Source organism: Gordonia sp. NPDC003424 (genome assembly GCF_053588655.1).
Map to the genome: position 1 here is coordinate 81973 of NZ_JBSFQJ010000012.1, position 16071 is coordinate 98043.

General features: G+C 66.1%; 15 protein-coding genes. 11 read left to right on the forward strand and 4 right to left on the reverse strand.

The window, feature by feature from the left end; all coding sequences use genetic code 11:
* Positions 1–82: 82 nt before the first annotated feature.
* Both phoU and ACWDTI_RS17895 read left to right on the forward strand, forming a co-directional pair.
* The gene (phoU, locus tag ACWDTI_RS17890; protein WP_449739446.1) at positions 83–745 is read left to right on the forward strand and encodes a phosphate signaling complex protein PhoU; all 663 of its coding nucleotides are present in this window, start codon (positions 83–85) and stop codon (positions 743–745) included.
* Between the two features lie 111 nt (positions 746–856).
* Entirely contained in the window at positions 857–1000 is a 144-nt protein-coding gene (locus ACWDTI_RS17895) for a hypothetical protein (protein WP_449739447.1), read from the forward strand.
* Positions 1001–1074: 74 nt separating this feature from the next.
* Here the strand turns inward: ACWDTI_RS17895 and pstB are convergent, their stop codons facing one another.
* The 4 genes from pstB to pstS are packed head-to-tail and all read right to left on the reverse strand — an operon-like array spanning position 1075 to position 5063.
* Complete coding sequence (gene pstB / locus ACWDTI_RS17900; protein ID WP_449739448.1) at positions 1075–1851, reverse strand: phosphate ABC transporter ATP-binding protein PstB; 777 nt, start codon at positions 1849–1851, stop codon at positions 1075–1077.
* Between the two features lie 35 nt (positions 1852–1886).
* Positions 1887–2816: a phosphate ABC transporter permease PstA gene (gene pstA, locus ACWDTI_RS17905; RefSeq protein WP_449739449.1), complete on the reverse strand. Its 930-nt coding sequence runs from the start codon at positions 2814–2816 to the stop codon at positions 1887–1889.
* Complete coding sequence (gene pstC / locus ACWDTI_RS17910; protein ID WP_449739450.1) at positions 2813–3895, reverse strand: phosphate ABC transporter permease subunit PstC; 1083 nt, start codon at positions 3893–3895, stop codon at positions 2813–2815. The genes pstA and pstC overlap by 4 nt, the downstream gene beginning before the upstream one ends.
* A 46-nt stretch (positions 3896–3941) precedes the next feature.
* Positions 3942–5063: a phosphate ABC transporter substrate-binding protein PstS gene (gene pstS, locus ACWDTI_RS17915; protein WP_449739451.1), complete on the reverse strand. Its 1122-nt coding sequence runs from the start codon at positions 5061–5063 to the stop codon at positions 3942–3944.
* Between the two features lie 246 nt (positions 5064–5309).
* Between pstS and ACWDTI_RS17920 the strand changes: the two genes are divergently transcribed.
* The 9 genes from ACWDTI_RS17920 (at position 5310) to ACWDTI_RS17960 (ending at position 16036) form a co-directional block, all read left to right on the forward strand.
* Entirely contained in the window at positions 5310–6572 is a 1263-nt protein-coding gene (locus ACWDTI_RS17920) for a hypothetical protein (RefSeq protein WP_449739452.1), read from the forward strand.
* 65 nt (positions 6573–6637) lie between these two features.
* The gene (locus tag ACWDTI_RS17925; protein WP_449739453.1) at positions 6638–7591 is read left to right on the forward strand and encodes a glycosyltransferase family 2 protein; all 954 of its coding nucleotides are present in this window, start codon (positions 6638–6640) and stop codon (positions 7589–7591) included.
* Positions 7592–7596: 5 nt separating this feature from the next.
* Positions 7597–8319 (forward strand): DUF998 domain-containing protein, encoded by a 723-nt coding sequence (locus ACWDTI_RS17930; protein ID WP_449739454.1) that lies wholly within the window; start codon positions 7597–7599, stop codon positions 8317–8319.
* Positions 8316–9134: a glycoside hydrolase family 16 protein gene (locus ACWDTI_RS17935; RefSeq protein WP_449739455.1), complete on the forward strand. Its 819-nt coding sequence runs from the start codon at positions 8316–8318 to the stop codon at positions 9132–9134. Before ACWDTI_RS17930 ends, ACWDTI_RS17935 begins: the two co-directional genes overlap by 4 nt.
* A gap of 26 nt (positions 9135–9160) precedes the next feature.
* Positions 9161–10432, forward strand: a complete 1272-nt coding sequence (locus tag ACWDTI_RS17940; RefSeq protein WP_449739500.1) for a glycosyltransferase family 2 protein — start codon at positions 9161–9163, stop codon at positions 10430–10432.
* Positions 10429–12564, forward strand: coding sequence for a hypothetical protein (locus ACWDTI_RS17945; protein WP_449739456.1), 2136 nt, complete (start codon positions 10429–10431; stop codon positions 12562–12564). The genes ACWDTI_RS17940 and ACWDTI_RS17945 overlap by 4 nt, the downstream gene beginning before the upstream one ends.
* A 423-nt stretch (positions 12565–12987) precedes the next feature.
* Positions 12988–13824, forward strand: coding sequence for a glycosyltransferase family 2 protein (locus ACWDTI_RS17950; RefSeq protein WP_449739501.1), 837 nt, complete (start codon positions 12988–12990; stop codon positions 13822–13824).
* Positions 13825–13848: 24 nt separating this feature from the next.
* A complete protein-coding gene (locus ACWDTI_RS17955; protein WP_449739457.1) occupies positions 13849–15063 on the forward strand; it encodes a 4-hydroxybenzoate 3-monooxygenase in 1215 nt (404 codons plus the stop codon).
* Positions 15064–15199: 136 nt separating this feature from the next.
* Positions 15200–16036: a 2-amino-3,7-dideoxy-D-threo-hept-6-ulosonate synthase gene (locus ACWDTI_RS17960; RefSeq protein ID WP_449739458.1), complete on the forward strand. Its 837-nt coding sequence runs from the start codon at positions 15200–15202 to the stop codon at positions 16034–16036.
* Positions 16037–16071 lie beyond the last annotated feature (35 nt).

The following is a 16071-nucleotide window of genomic DNA, read 5'->3' on the forward strand; positions in this document are numbered from 1 at the left end:
GACCCACTGGGCACGCGCCGTTCATGGGGAGTTCACCCCCGCCGGAGGGGGAACAGGGGCGACACAAAGTACCCTTGAGCGTATGCGTAACGCGTACCACGAGCAGCTTGAGGCGTTGAACACGACGCTCGGTGAGATGTGCGAACTTGCGGGCGATGCGATGGAACAGGCAACACAGTCGTTGTTGCAGGCCGACCTCGCCGTGGCCGAAGCAGTCATCACCAGTAACGACCGGATGAACGAACTGTCCGCGCGCGCCGAGGAGCAGGCTTTCGCGCTGCTGGCGTTGCAGGCCCCCGTCGCCGGCGACCTGCGCGGCATCGTGAGCGGATTCCAGATCGTCGCCGACGTCGACCGCATGGGCGCACTGGCCCTGCACGTCGCAAAGGTCGCTCGACGACGGCATCCCGCCAAGGCCCTGCCGGAAGAGGTCAACGGCTACTTCGCGGAGATGGGCCGGCTGGCCGTCAAGCTCGCACACACCGCTCGCGAGGTCCTCGAGTCCCAGAGTCCGGATGACGCCATTCGTCTGCAGGAAGACGACGACGCCATGGACGATCTGCACCGGCATCTGTTCACCGTGCTGATGGATCGCGACTGGAGCCACGGTGTGGCCGCGGCGGTCGACGTCACGCTGCTCGGTCGCTACTACGAGCGGTTCGCCGATCACGCAGTGCTGATCGGCCGACGCGTGGTATTTCAGGCGACCGGACAGACCCCGGAGCAGTACCTCGAGGTCTCCTGACACATCTGTGTCGCAGTGCGATCCTCATCGGTTCGTCGAACCGATGAGATAGTGCTCACCTGGCCGGGTGACGATTTTCTCACCCGGCCGCAGTCGGGTTAGGGTGACCGAATGGGTCATCACTCCACGGAACCGGGCGTCGACGTCGTGTCGGATCCGGCCGCGGAAGCGGCGCACCGCCGCCAGATAATGACCTATGCCGTGATCACCGTGTCATTGATCGCGATGCTCTTGATCCTCGTCCTGGAGATGTGAAAACGCCGCGAGTCCTGGTGGGACTCACGGCGTTTGGTTGTTGACAGTCCGGTGACGGACCCTTCGGGGCCGGCTCAGCCGAAGCGGCCCGAGATGTAGTCCTCGGTCTGCTGCTTGGTCGGGTTGGTGAACATCGTCTCGGTATCGCTGATCTCGACGAGTTCACCGGGTTTGCCCACACCGGGAAGGTTGAAGAACGCGGTCTGGTCGCTCACACGCGCGGCCTGTTGCATGTTGTGCGTGACGATCACGATGGTGTACTCCTGCTTGAGCTCGCCCATCAGATCCTCGATCGCGAGCGTCGAGATCGGATCGAGCGCCGAGCACGGTTCGTCCATGAGCAACACGTCCGGGGACACGGCGATGGCGCGGGCGATGCACAGACGCTGCTGCTGGCCGCCCGAAAGCCCGCCACCGGGCTTGTCCAGGCGGTCCTTGACCTCGTTCCACAGGTTCGCACCCCGCAGGCTACGTTCACACACCTCGTTGAGCTGGGTCTTGTTGCGCACCCCGGCGAGCTTGAGACCCGCGACGACGTTGTCGCGGATCGACATCGTCGGGAACGGGTTGGGACGCTGGAACACCATGCCGATGGTGGAGCGCACCGCCGTCGGGCTGATGCCCTTCGCGTAGATGTCCTCGCCGTCGAGGAGGACGCTGCCGACCGCATAGGCGCCGGGCACCTCCTCGTGCATCCGGTTGAGCGTGCGCAGCACGGTGGACTTGCCGCAGCCCGACGGGCCGATGAAGGCGGTGATGCTGTGCGGCGGCACCGACAGGGTGACGTCCTTGACGGCATGGAACTTGCCGTAATAGATGTTCAGGTCTTTGACGTCGAGGCGTTTGGCCATGGGAAGTACCTTTGCTGGCTTGGGTGGGGCGGTTCTTACTTGGTCTTGGGCGCCAAGTACTTCGACAGAAGTGCGGCGATGATGTTGAGCACCGCGATGATGATGATGAGCGTGAGGGCGGCACCCCAGTAGTAGAAGGAGGACGCCGGCTGGCTGGCCGCCCACATGTCCTTGATGAACAGCGGCAGCGAGCTCATCCCGCCCTCGAACGGGTCCACCTGGACCTGCGAGCTCGCCGGCCCGGCGAGAATCAGGACCGGGGCGGTCTCACCCATCACACGTGCGATGGCCAGGAAGATGCCGGAGAGCATGCCCGACATCGCCGTCGGCACGACGATGCGGACGATGGTCTTCCACTTGGGGATGCCCAGCGCGTAGGAGGCCTCGCGGAGCTCGTCCGGGACGAGCTTGAGCATCTCCTCGGTCGATCTCGTGACGATCGGCACCATCAGCAGGATCAACGCCAGACTCACCATGAACGCGCTCTGCCCCATCGAGAGCCCGATGACGAACACGGTGAAGATGAACAGTGTGGCGACGATCGACGGCACACCCGCGAGGATGTCGACCATGAAGCTCACCGGCTTGACCAGCTTGCTGGTCGGGTACTCCACCAGCATGATCGCGGTCATCACCGCGATCGGCACGGAGATCACCGTCGCGATCGCCACCTGGATGATCGAACCGATGATCGCCTGCGATATGCCCGCCCCGTATTGCGTCGTCGTGTCGATGCCGTAGGCGTTGCCGAACCACCAATTGGGGTCGGTGATCGCCTGGAACCCCTGCGAGATCACCGTCCACAGCAGCCACACCAGCGGGATGACACCGAGCACGAAGCACCCGACGAAGACGACAAGCGCCGCCTTGTTACGGAACTTGCGTCCGATCGACGCCTCACGGAAGGTCGTCGGGCTTTCTTTGACGGGTCCGCCGCCGGCAGCCTCCTCGACTGTGACCGTCATCCGTTCACCTTTCCACCGGCGACCGATCGGGCGATCGCATTCACGACGAATGTCAGGACGAACAGCACCAGGCCGGCCGCGATGTAGGCGCTCTGCACGTCTTGACTGCCGACGAACTCGCCGACGTCCCGGGCGATCTTCGACGCAAAGGTGTCGCCACCCTCGAACAACGACCATTTGAGGCGGCCCACCGCGGCGCTCAAGATGATCATCACCGCGATCGTCTCGCCGAGCGCGCGCCCGAGCGCCAGCATCGACGCGGCGATGATGCCCGACCGGCTGTACGGGAAGGAGGTCATGCGGATGACCTCCCATTTGGTGGCACCGAGCGCGAGCGCCGCCTCTTTCTGGCCGCTCGGGGTCTGCCGCAGCACCTCTCGCGTGATCGAGGTGATGATCGGCAACATCATGATGGCGAGCACGATGCCGGCGGTGAAGATGGTGCCACCGCCGCTGATCGACGCCTTGCCGGTGGCGAAGAGGAAGAACCAGCCGAACGTCCGGTTCAGCCACTCGGCGAACGGTGCGATGACCGGCGCCAGGACGTAGATACCCCACAGGCCGAAGATGATCGACGGCACCGCCGCAAGCAGGTCGACGACCGCGGCCAGCGGACGCGAGACGGCGGGCGGCGCGTATTCCACCAGGAAGACCGCGATGCCGATGGCGATCGGCGTCGCGAGGAACAGCGCAAAGAACGACGTGAGCATCGTCGCGCGGAAGAGTTCCCAGACACCGAACGCCACCGTGTCGTCGGCGAAGTTCTGCGCGCCGACATTCCACTGTGACGAGAAGAAGAAGCTGGCGTGGTTGGCGGTGATCGACGGGATCGCGTCGATCACCAGCGAGACGCCGATCGCCGCGATCAGGACGATGACGAAGACGCCCGTGCCCTGCGCGAGGTAGGAGAAGATCCGGTCGGCGCCTGCGCCCTTGTGACTGCGCAGTCCCGGATGGATCTGTTCCTCGATCTCGCGCTCGTCCTCGGGACTCAGCTGTGGCGGTTCGTCGTCGCCACCGGAGCCCGGCGGGGGTGCCGCCGGTTTCCGATTGACGCCCGTGGTGTCATCCACTGACATTTCTCACTCACTCACTAGACGGAATTGCTGCTCACGGCGTTGCCGATCACTGCATCGCAGAGATGGACGCTTGCAGCTTGGTCAGGAAGTCCGCGGGAACCGGGATGTATCCGGCGTTCTGCAGTTCCTGTCCCTGGTTCTGCGGGCTCGTCGCGACATTCAGGAACGACTTCACACCCTGCGCGGTCGGGGTGTCCGCGTACTTGGAGCACACGATGGAATATGTTGCCAGGATGATCGGGTATGCGCCCGGCTGCGTGGGCTTGTAGAACGACTCGGTGTCGATGACCATGTTGTGGTTGTCGGGGCCGTTCTTCAGGGTGGCCGACTCGATGGTCTTGCCGCCGGATTCGGCGGTCAGCGCCACGCCTTGCTTGTCCTGGTCGGTGATGATCTTGGCCATGGTCAGACTGTTGGACTGGGCGTAGGCCCACTCGACGTAGGCGATCGAACCGTTGGTCGGCTTCACCGCTCCGCCGACGCCCGGGTTGCCCTGCTTGCCCTCGCCGATACCGCCGTTGAAGGCCTTGCCGGTGCCCTTGGTCCAACCGCCCGCAGCGGTCAGATACTTCTGGAAGTTGTCGGTGGTGCCCGACTGATCGGCACGGTAGATGACCGAGATGGCCAGATCGGGGAAGGTCTTGCCGGGGTTCTCCGCGGCGATCTCCGGGGCATTCCAGTTCGTGATCTGGCCGCTGAAGATCTTCGCGATGGTCGGGCCGGAGAGCGCGACGTCGGAAACACCCGGGACGTTGTAGGCCACGGCGATCGGACCGAACACCAGGGGCAACTGCCACGCTTCGGAGCCGCATCGCTGGGCCGCGGCGGGGATCTCGTTGTCCTTCAGCGGGGAGTCGGACCCGCCGAAGTCGGTGAGCCCTTGGGTGAAGTCGGAGATGCCCTGGCCGGAGCCACCGCCGCCGTAGGCGAGCTCGAAGCCCGGGCAGGTCTTGGCGAACGAGGTGGAGAAGATCGTCATCGCGTTGGCCTGGGCGGTCGAACCGCTGGACTTCAGCGATTGCTTGCCCTCGCACTGCACGTTGGCCACCGCGGATGCCGGAGCCGCACTCTGCGTCCCCTTGTCGGCGTTGCTGCTACAGGCCCCGAGGACAAGCGTGGATGCGGCCGCCATCGACGCAACCACAACTCCGGAACGGCTCAGCTTCACAGGTGTTTCCCTCCACGTTCAGATAACGACACGTCGCGCCAGCGGCGTATCCGGTCGAAACGACACTAGACACCGCTGATGGACGGTCCGCGATAGCAAGGTGAACGGAGAATGAACAGGGGCTTGTCGCCGACATGATCGGCGTCACCTGGGGCGTCACGACTTGTTAGGTGAGCCTTTGTTATATTCGACGCGATCAGCATGTGGCCGCACCAGACGAGACAGTCGCTCCCCAATTCGGTTCGTGTGGCCAGATTGGATCTGCAGCACAGTCGACGACGATCGGCGTCCGTCTTCGGGCCGATTGCTCTGCCCGAGCGCGATGTGGTTGTCCGCCGACTGCGCGCCATGGCCTCGGCAGGCCCGGAACTCCGCGTCGGCCTCGAACCCTCGACGTCTGAGGTCCGCTGGCGAAGAGCATCATCCGACATCGCCGACTCGGTGGCCGTGGTTGACGGCCCGGGTGACGATCCGCTTGTCCTGCTCGAGTTCCTCCGCGGGCTGCCGGAAACCGGTCTTCGCGTCGTCCTGGCCGACGACCACATGGCAATCGATTTCAGCCACGGACTCGGCGACGTGGCGCTCTCCCAGGCGATCGTCGACGTGGTCACCGCAGACCTCCCGGTCACCGGCACGCAGTGGAGGCCGCATCGCCGCCGGGTGTCCCCGCTCGCCGCGGCGTCCGTCCGAACGTTCGGCAGCGACCCGAGGCGACTGGTGGGCCTGCTGCGGTTCCACCGTCGACGCGTCGCCGCCACCCCTGGTGCGTCCGTTACGCCCGTCGCGCTGCGCACCATCGACCATGCCGCCCCGAGCGCGCGGGCGATCCGGATTCCCGACGCCGACATCAACGCACTCCGCGCACTCCGCGACCGGAACCTGCCCGGCGTCAGCATGTTCGTCATCTACACATGTGCCCTATTGCGATCGCTCGATCGTGCCGGCATTCCGGTGAACCCCGATGTCACCCTCCCGTTCGACGCACGCCCCTACCTCCCGAAGCGGTTCGCCACCCTTGCGTCCTTCTCTGCGGGGTTGGCCTTCGACCTCGACGCGCATACCTCACCCGTCGACCTCCAGTCCATGGTCACCGAGTCGGCGGCCATGGGACGGCCGGTCGCGAATCTGCTGGTGAGCACGTGGAAGTCCCGATTCGCTCGCCGTTCCATGCCGAGGGCAGAGCATCTTGCGGTCCCCGACACCCCGGATGTCAGTGCCGAACTCCTGCATTCCTTTGTCGGGCGACTGCCGCGCACCGCGCACACGTCCTTCAGCGAGCCAAGTCGGGCAGTCAACTTCACCGCGAGCGATCCGGTGTCGCCGGCCGGTATCACCGTCACGACCGCGGTGGTCGGTGCGAACGCGATCTGTATGACGGCTGCGTTCTACGACTCCGTCTTCGACGCCGGGCTCGTCCAGCACGCGCTCGAATCCGTGCCCGAGGTGGCGCGAGAGCTCGCACAGGGTGATGCAGAGCACATTTGGTCAGGCAAACCTATCCAAGGTTAGGCTTTCCTTACAACAGAGGTTACGCTGGCCCGGCCCCCGTTTCCGCGTGCCGAAGGTCCCCTCCCGTGTCGATACCATCGCTGACCACATCGCCGGCGGCGCAATCGCTCCGTCTGTCGGTGATCATCTGTTGCTACACCACTGACCGCATCGAGCAGGTGCAGGCCGCGATCGCCGGCACGACAACCCAACTCGAGGCAGGCGACGAACTCGTCGTCGTCGTCGACCACAACGACGCGTTGTTCGAAGCCCTCGAACCGGCCATCGGCACCATGCGCCTCGTTCGCAACACCGACGATCGGGGTCTGTCCGGCGCCCGGAACAGCGGGTTGCGTACCTCGATCGGAGACGTCGTCGTGTTCCTCGACGACGACGCGATCCCGGATCCCGGGTCTCTTCGGGGAGTGCGCACACGATTCGTCGACCCGGGGATCATCGCCGTCGGCGGTGCGGTTTCGCCGGACTGGCACGGGGGGCGTGGGCCGCGTTGGTTCCCACCGGAGTTCGGCTGGGTGATCGGCTGCGACTATCGGGGTCTGCCCGGCGACGGCGCCGCGATCCGCAATCCGATCGGCGCCGCGATGGCGGTCCGCCGCCAGGCACTGGTGAGCATCGGCGGATTCTCACCACGCCTCGGCCGACGTGGCACCTTCCCGGCGGGATGCGAGGAAACCCTGATGGGAATCGCTCTGCACCAAAGCTTTCCGGACGCGACAATCGTCCGCGACACAACCTTCCGCGTCCGGCACCGAGTCGGCGCAGAGCGCGCCACCGTGCGCTATTTCCTGCATCGATGTTTCCAAGAGGGCCGATCCAAGGCCGTGCTCGCCACCCTGACCTCAACCGGACTGGCATTGTCCACCGAAAAGTACTACGCAGCAACGATATTGACATCGGCCATCTGGCACCATCGGCGACGGCCAACTCGCGCGCTTGCACTGATGTTCGGATTCGTTTTCACCACAGCAGGTTTCGTTTCCGGGGTCACGCTCCGGCGTATCCGGCACAGGGAGGAATGACCACCATGACGAGAGCTCCGTTTCTCCGTGACCCGAGGATCGCGCGCATCGCCGCGATCGGCCTACTGCAATACTTCGCCGTCGAGTGGGTGGTCTCCGCGTCATGGCGCGGCCAATACACGTATCGCACCGATATCACCGGCACGCTGGGCATTCCGTTCTGTGGTCCGCAAGGCGGCTGGCCGTGCAACGCACTGTATCCGGCCATGAACGTGTCCTTCGTACTCACCGGCCTCTCCATCGCGGTCATCGGTGCCACCTGGCTGGCCCGTCGAGTGGTGGAAACCCCGGCATGCGTGGCGCTGATCATCGGCGGAGCGGCACTGGCGGTCGCCGGCGTCATCACCGAACAGACCGACTACCCCGTGCATACCACCGCGATGACGGTGTTCTACGTCTTCGGAGCGCTCGGCACGCTGCTCGCCGGGGTCTCGACCGCCGGTCGGCTCGCCGCCCGCGCACGCGGCGCACTGGTCATCGGCGGCGCCATCTCGACGGTCGCCTTCTTCTGCTTCGCCGGTGGACTGACCGGGTGGCTGGGCAGCGGCGGAACCGAACGCGCGATCATCTACGGCATCCTCGTCGCGTTGTTCGTTGCCGGCGTGACGGATCCGAATCCGGCGTCACCCGAGCACCGGAGGAACCCGGACGACACCCACATCGCCTCGGAACCCACCGGGCCGGCGATCGACCACACCGAGTCCCGCACGGACAGGACGGTGTCGTGAGCCTTCGCCCCCACCGCCCGGTCATCGCCGGCGCAACGCTCGTCGCGGCCATCGGACTGTGCGCGTGCACGGTGCCCTTCGGGAATGCCGCACCCGATCATGCTGTGTCGCGGACGATCTTCGCCGACGAATTCGACGGTGCCGCAGGCTCGGTCGGTGGCCGGTGGCAGGCCGAGACCGGAGGCGGTGGATGGGGCAACAACGAAGCCCAGGTCTATACCGCCGATCGGTCGAATGTGCGTATCGACGGCAGCGGACATCTGGCCATCTCCGCGCGCTACGACGGCACGACGATCACCAGCGCTCGCCTGACGACACGCGGACGGGCGTCGGTCACCTACGGGCGGGTCGAGGCACGCATCGCGTTGCCTGCCGGACGAGGTCTCCATCCGGCGTTCTGGTTGCTCGGCGACAACCTGCAGCGGGTGGGGTGGCCGCGCGCCGGTGAGATCGACGTGATCGAGACCGTCAACGACGCGTCCGAGTACCACAGCAGCATCCATGCGCCGCAGCGGTCCTCGGCTCGGGGACAGACGGTGTCGGCCGGCGGCCCGGCACCTTTCCGGCTCGCCGATACCTTCCACACCTACTGGATGAACAAGACACCCGGCCGGATCGAGACCGGAATCGACGGACGGTCGTTGTTCGTCGTCACCCCCAGGGATCTCGCCTCAGACGCACAGTGGGTGTTCGACGCCCCGTTCCACCTGCTGCTCACGCTCGCCGTGGGCGGTGACTGGCCGGGCGCACCGGATGACTCGACACCCAATCCCGCCACGATGCTCGTCGACTGGATTCGGGTGACCGGACTGTGAGCACCGACATCACCTTGCAGCCGCCGATGACCAGCGATGGCGAACCCGAGTGGCCGGGGGCCACCTGGGTCGGTGTCCTCGACCTGACGCGCCTCGACGGTGCGGCCCTGCCCGACGAGGCGCTCTGCGTCGCACCGTCGTCCGATGGCTACCGTAACGCGCGGGTGTTGATCCGCGACGGCCTCACCCCGATGCATTTCGTGGACGCCGCCGTCGACAACGGGTTGGTCCGAGTGCCACTTCCCCGGTCGGCCAGATGCGCGTCGGCCGATGTCCCGCTGCCGCCGATGTCGGTGGTGTTGTGCACACGGGACCGTCCGGAGGACCTGCGCGGGTCGCTGTCGTCATTGTTGGCGATCGACTATCCCGACTTCGAGATCATCGTCGTCGACAATGCGCCCACCACCGACGCCACGGCGCGGGTGATCACCGAGATCGGCGACGGACGCGTCCGGCGGATCGTCGAGCCCGTCGCCGGATTGGCCGGCGCCCGTAACGCGGGCCTGCGCGTGGCACGTCACCACCTCGTGGCGTTCACCGATGACGACGTGGTGGCCGATCCCGCGTGGTTGCGTGGTCTGGCGCTTGGCTTTTCACGTTCCGATGACGTCGCCTGCGTCTGTGGCCTGGTGCCCAGCGGGGAACTGCGGACCATGCCGCAGGCCTACTTCGATTGGCGCGTGTCCTGGGCCGACAACGTCGAGTCACGGGTCTATTCGATGGCCCGGCCACCCGCGGACGTGCCGCTGTTCCCGTTTCAGGTGGGCGTCTACGGTACCGGCGCGAACTTCGCTGTCCGTCGCGACGCGATCATCGCCCTCGGCGCGTTCGACGAACGTCTCGGAGCCGGAACCCGGACTCGCGGTGGAGAAGACCTCGACATGTTCTTCCGCGTGCTGGCCGCCGGCCACAGCCTCGCGACCGAACCGTCATCGATCGTCTGGCATCGCCATCGCGCCGACAACGCCGCCCTCATGTCCCAGGCCCGCGGCTACGGCGTCGGCCTTGGTGCATGGCTGGCCAAGGTCGCCGTCACCCGCGACCATCGCAGACTGGCGCTGTCGGTGTTACGCCGTCGGTCGCGAGCGGTCGCGCGCGCCGGGGCCGCCTATGGCGCGATCGCGGCACCGCCCCCCGCGTTCCTTCGCAACGTCCCGAAATCCGTCGGCCGGGTCGAGGTGTTCTCCGTCCTGGCCGGCCCCTATGCGCTGTGGCGTGAAGGACGCGGCCTCGCACGGCGAACGCGTAGGTCCCCTTCCCCGGCACCGCATCGGACACCTTCCGGAGAGCAGCAATGAGCATGACCGCCACCCTCGTCGACGACGACATCTCGGCGCCGCAGATCGCCGACCGCACACCGACATCGATCCGCTCGACGGCGCGGCCGGCAGACGTCGCGATCGTGGCCGCCGTCGTGGGACTGGCGGGACTGCTGCCGATCGGGGCACCGGTCAAGGCCCTCCTCATCGGGGCGTTCATCTTCTCGGGCCCGGGTTCGGCGCTGTTGACGTGGGTCAAAGTGCCTCGCGCCGTACGCCTTTCGGCGGTATCCACCCTCGGGATGTCCGTGGTGACCATCGCGTCGATCACGGCGATGTGGTCCTACCGATGGAACACGACAGGACTCCTGGTTGCGCTCTGTCTTGCGACCGGCGGGAGCAGCATCTGCTTCTACCTCCGCGAACGGTCGTGGCCCGACGTCAGGCGATGGCCACGCACCGTGGCACGGACCGCACGCGCGGCGGTCACCGCACCCGGCGTCAATCCACCGACGATCATGATCATGGCCGGCCTCGTCCTCTGGCTGTGCGCGTTGCCGAACCTGCCCGCCGGGGATGCGAGCTTCTACGGACTGTTGGCTTCGGGAACCGGGCGCCTGCTGGGTCCCGCGATCGTGCTGACCGCCCTCGCGCTGGTGTGCGCGGTCGTCACCCGCCGGTTCGCCGCCGCGGTGTGCAGCGTCGCCGCGGCCATCGTCATCGCGCGGGTGACCACCTGGGTCGGCACCGAGATGCCTTTGTATGACTGGACATACAAGCATGTCGGCGTTGTGGATTACATCCTCGTCCACGATCTCATCCAGCCGGACGGCACGGACATCTACGCTCAGTGGCCCGCCTTCTTCGTGACATCGGCGTGGTTCTCGGCCGTCACCGGGCTCAGTCCCATCGCAGTTGCACATCTGTTCGCGCCCCTCGTCCACGGCCTGATCGCCGTGACCGTCTACTCCGCGGCACGGGTGCTGAGGCAGCCGCCGCGAACCGCCATTGTGGCCGCCTTCATCGCGGAGGTGACGAACTGGGTGGGCCAGGACTACTTCTCGCCGCAGGCTTGGACCCTGGTCCTGGCGTTCGGCGTCCTCACACTCCTGGTCGCGTCCACCAGTTCGCCGCACGCCGGGGTTCTCGCGATCATTCCTTTCACCGCAACCGTTCCCACGCACCAGCTGACACCATTCTGGGTCCTCGGCGCGGCCACCCTGCTGGTGCTCTTCCGCCGGGCCCGCCCCTGGTGGGCGGTCGCGGCGATGATCGGCATCGCCGGCGCCTATCTCCTGCTCAACTACGATGCCGTGGCGCCCTACGGCATCCTGTCCGGCGGTAACCCGGTGCAGAACGCGACCAGTAACATCACCGCGGTCGGCGTTCCGGCCAAAGAGTTCACGTCGCTGGTCTGCCGAGGCCTGTCGGTCGGGGTGTTCCTCGCGGCGGGTCTGTCGGTGCTCTGGGCGTGGCGGACCAAGCGTCGACATGTGCTCACCCGGACGATTCTCGCATTCTCCGCGCTGTGTCTCCTCCTCGGACAGAGCTACGGCGGCGAGGCGATCTTCCGCGTCTACCTGTACAGCATCCTCGGGTGTGCGCTGTTGATCGCTCCGGCACTGGTGGCACTCCTCGACGGATGGCGACACGGACCGCGGCGCACCACCGGCGCGCTCGTCGCCGGTACCGCCGTCTGTGCCGCATCGCTCGCCGGGCTGTATTCCTATGTGGCACTGTGGCCTTTGGTCGTCGAGACGCGATCGCAGGTAGAGACCATGAACGCGGTGATCGCGCAGGCCGAACCCGGCACCCGCGTGATCATGATGACCCTGGGCGGGATGCCAAGCCGTGCGACCTCCGATTACGTCGCCCTGACGTTGGCCAATCCCTATTTCGACTACCCCTTGGGCTTCGACCTCTCCGACACCCGCGCCGACTTCCCGACGGCCGAGCAACTCGGGTTTCTCGACTGGAAGGCCGACCAACAGAAGCAGCCGACGATCGTCGCGTTCAGCAAGCAGTCGCAACGCGCGATGACCTACTACGGTGAATACCGGCCGGGCGCAGCCGATCTCTTCAAGGAGGCGCTGCAGTCCTCGCCCGGATGGACAAGGATCTATCACCGGGGCGACACGGTCATCTTCCGCCACGACCCCGGCCAGGGGTGACCGTCTGTGCCGCAGGGCAGCAAGGGTTACTTGCTCGATCAGCGGGGCGACGATGCGAATCAAGATGAGCACGAAACCCGGGCCGCCTCAGTCGCCGACGTAAGGCTGCCAGGAACAGTCGCAACCCCTCGCTGGTCGAGTGAGCGACCGAGCCTGCGTGGCCGCGCATCGAGGCCACTGACACTCGGCGATCCATTGGGCAGAAGAGCCCCGTGAGATAGGTCACAAAGCGCAGTAAGAATTAGGTAAGCATTACCTAAGAGATTAGGATCGAAACAACACCCCACCATGCTGTGCACCGCCAGAGTCGTTGCTGCACAGCGGTTATGCCATCGGATGTATGCGCCCGATCTGGAGGACTCCTTGACCAACACCGCTGATGACCTGGGTGCCGCACAGGCCTCGCCCGCTCCTATCGGTGACATGCACGAGTTCGAGGAGGATTTCAACGACAACCCGTCCGAACCGGTCGGCAGCAACCACGACCCGGGGTCGCAGGCCCCGACTGTCACCGTCGTGATCCCGGCTCGCAACGAGGCACTGAACCTACCCCACGTCGCCGAGCGGATGCCCGAGGTCGACGAGATCGTCGTCGTCGACGGGGCTTCAGTCGATGACACTGTCGCTGTCGCACAACGACTCTGGCCGCAGGCGATCGTCGTCCACCAGACGCGTGACGGCAAGGGGAACGCCCTTGCGTGCGGGTTCGCGGCGGCGACGAGTGACATCATCGTCATGATCGATGCGGACGGGTCCACCGACCCGGCCGAGATCCCGGATTTCGTCCAAACCCTGGTCGACGGCGCCGACCTCGCGAAGGGCAGCCGTTTCTCCCTCGGTGGAGGCAGCGACGACATCACCACGCTCCGACGGTTCGGCAACAAGGGGCTGAACTGGCTGGTGAATCGCATCTTCGCGACCGAGTTCGCCGATTTGTGCTACGGCTACAACGCCTTCTGGCGGCGCCATCTCGAGATCATCGACCTGCCCGACATCCACGCGACCGATTCACAGTGGGGCGACGGCTTCGAGGTCGAGACGATCATCAATGTCCGGATGGCGCGCGCCGGGGTCACCATCCGAGAGGTCGGCAGCCACGAAAGCATGCGGATTCACGGGCGCAGCAACCTCAACGCCTTCACCGACGGGATGCGCGTGTTGCGCACCATCAACTTCGAACGGCGATCACGCCGAGCAGGCGCCGTGTACTCGTCATCTGCCGGCCGTACATCGGCCGATCCGGTTCGCACCGCGAACTGACCGCGCACAGAGGATCGAGAAGTCATGATCTGCACCGATATCCGCTGTCAGGTGGCCATCATCGGCGCCGGACCCGCCGGTCTCGCCCTGGCACACATGCTCCACCTGCAGGGCATCGAGACCGTCGTGCTCGAGCGGCAATCCGAAGCTCATGTTCGCGCCCGAATCCGTGCCGGCGTCATCGAGCAGTCGACCGTGGACGTGCTCACCCAGCTCGGTATAGCCGACCGGCTACACGCCGAAGCCCTTGTGCACGACGGTTTCTACCTCCGCTTCGACCGGCAGACCCATCACCTCGATTTCCATCGGCACACCGGCCGTCACGCATTCGTCTACGGCCAGGCGGAGATCGTGGCAGACCTCATCGACGCACGGCGTGACACCGCCCGCCCGCTGTACTTCGACGCGACCGACGTGACCGTCGAGGACATCGACACCGACCGTCCGGTCGTCGAGTTCACCCACGACGGGCGACGGCGACGCATTCACGCGGACTTCGTCGCCGGTTGCGACGGCTTTCACGGGGTTTGTCGGCAGACCGTCGACGCCTCCCGGATCGCGGTCATGGATCGTTCGTATCCCTTTGCGTGGCTGGGCATCATGGCCCGGACGACCCCGGCCACCGACGAGGGGATGTACTGTGCCCACCCCGATGGCCTCTCGGTGCACAGCATGCGCGGGCCGCACCTCACCCGGCAGTACCTGCAGGTGCCCGCGCAGACGGATCTGTCCGACTGGACCGATGAGCAGATCTGGGCGGAACTGCGACACCGCAGTGCGGCCGACGACAGCCCCGAACTCGAGACCGGGGAGATCATCGAGCGCTCACTCGCGCCCTTGCGCAGCGTCGTGACCGATCCCATGCAACAGGGTTCGCTGTTCCTGCTCGGCGACGCGGCGCATATCGTGCCGCCGACCGGGGCGAAGGGACTCAACCTCGCGATCTCCGACGCATGTGTGTTCTCCAACGCCATCGGCACCTACTACACCGGTGCCGGCCGGTCGGGACTGGACGCCTACTCGCGCGCCGCGCTGCCCAGAATCTGGCAGGCGCAGGCATTTTCGTGGAACCTCACGACCACCCTGCACCGACTCGACGACGGCGCCTTCGACTGGCAGCTGCGCCGTGCACGGTTGGCGCGGTGGACACAGTCCGTCGACGAACAGAAGGCGCTGGGCGAGGTCTACCTCGGCCTCCCGTTCCCGGCCCCCTGGCATCCCGGATTGGTCCCGGCATGACGTCCGCCACCGCCGTGAGTCCGTTCCGCCCACCCGCCCGGCCTGCCTCCGACGTCCAGCTGCCGACATCAGTTTCGGGATACCCGCGGCAAGCGGGTTGCGCAGCCGACACCCCTACCCATGATCGGAGACTCGCTTGATCACCGCCGCCACCGACATCCGGCCGCTCTCGTCCGGGAAGCAGATCAGGCTGTCCCGCATCTTCGCGACACCGTCGCGCCGCGCGCTCGTCGTACCGATGGATCATTCGGTGACGATCGGCCCGCTCGGCGCATCGGGACATGCGGATCACACAGCGGGGATCCTCGGACGCGCCGGCGCCGACGCGCTCATCGTGCACAAGGGGCGTGCCCGCACGATCTCACCGTCGCGCTTCACGTCGATGGGGTTGATCGTGCATCTCTCGGCGGGCACCAACCTCGCGGTCGACCAGACCCGGAAAGTACTCGTCGGCTCGGTCGAGGAGTGCCTCGCGCTGGGTGCCGACGCGGTGAGCGTGCACGTGAATGTGGGCGCCCCAACCGAATCCGAGCAGCTGACCGACCTCGGAGTGGTCGCGGCCGAATGCGACCGGCTCGGGGTTCCGCTGCTGGCGATGATGTACGCGCGGGGCGGTGTCGCCGACGCGGGCAACACCTCGGTCGCGACACTCGCCCATCTCGGAGCCATCGCCACCGATCTCGGAGCCGACATCGTCAAGCTCGACTACGCTGGAGCCCCGGAACGCATGGACGAAGTCGTCGAGACGTGTCCGCTTCCCATCCTGGTGGCCGGCGGCCCGTCCACCGCGACCGACGACGGGGCGATCTCCTTCGGGCAGCAGGTGGCGCAATCACGGGTCGCCGGACTGAGTTTCGGGCGCCTCATCTTCGGCGCCGAGAATCCGCATCGTGTCGCCAAGTCTCTTGCCGACACCTTGCATCTGACCGAGCAGGCCGGTCAGTCCCGCAGCCCCGCGCTCGAACTGGCCTGACTCGCAGCACGACCGAACCACTCGACGACAGCAAG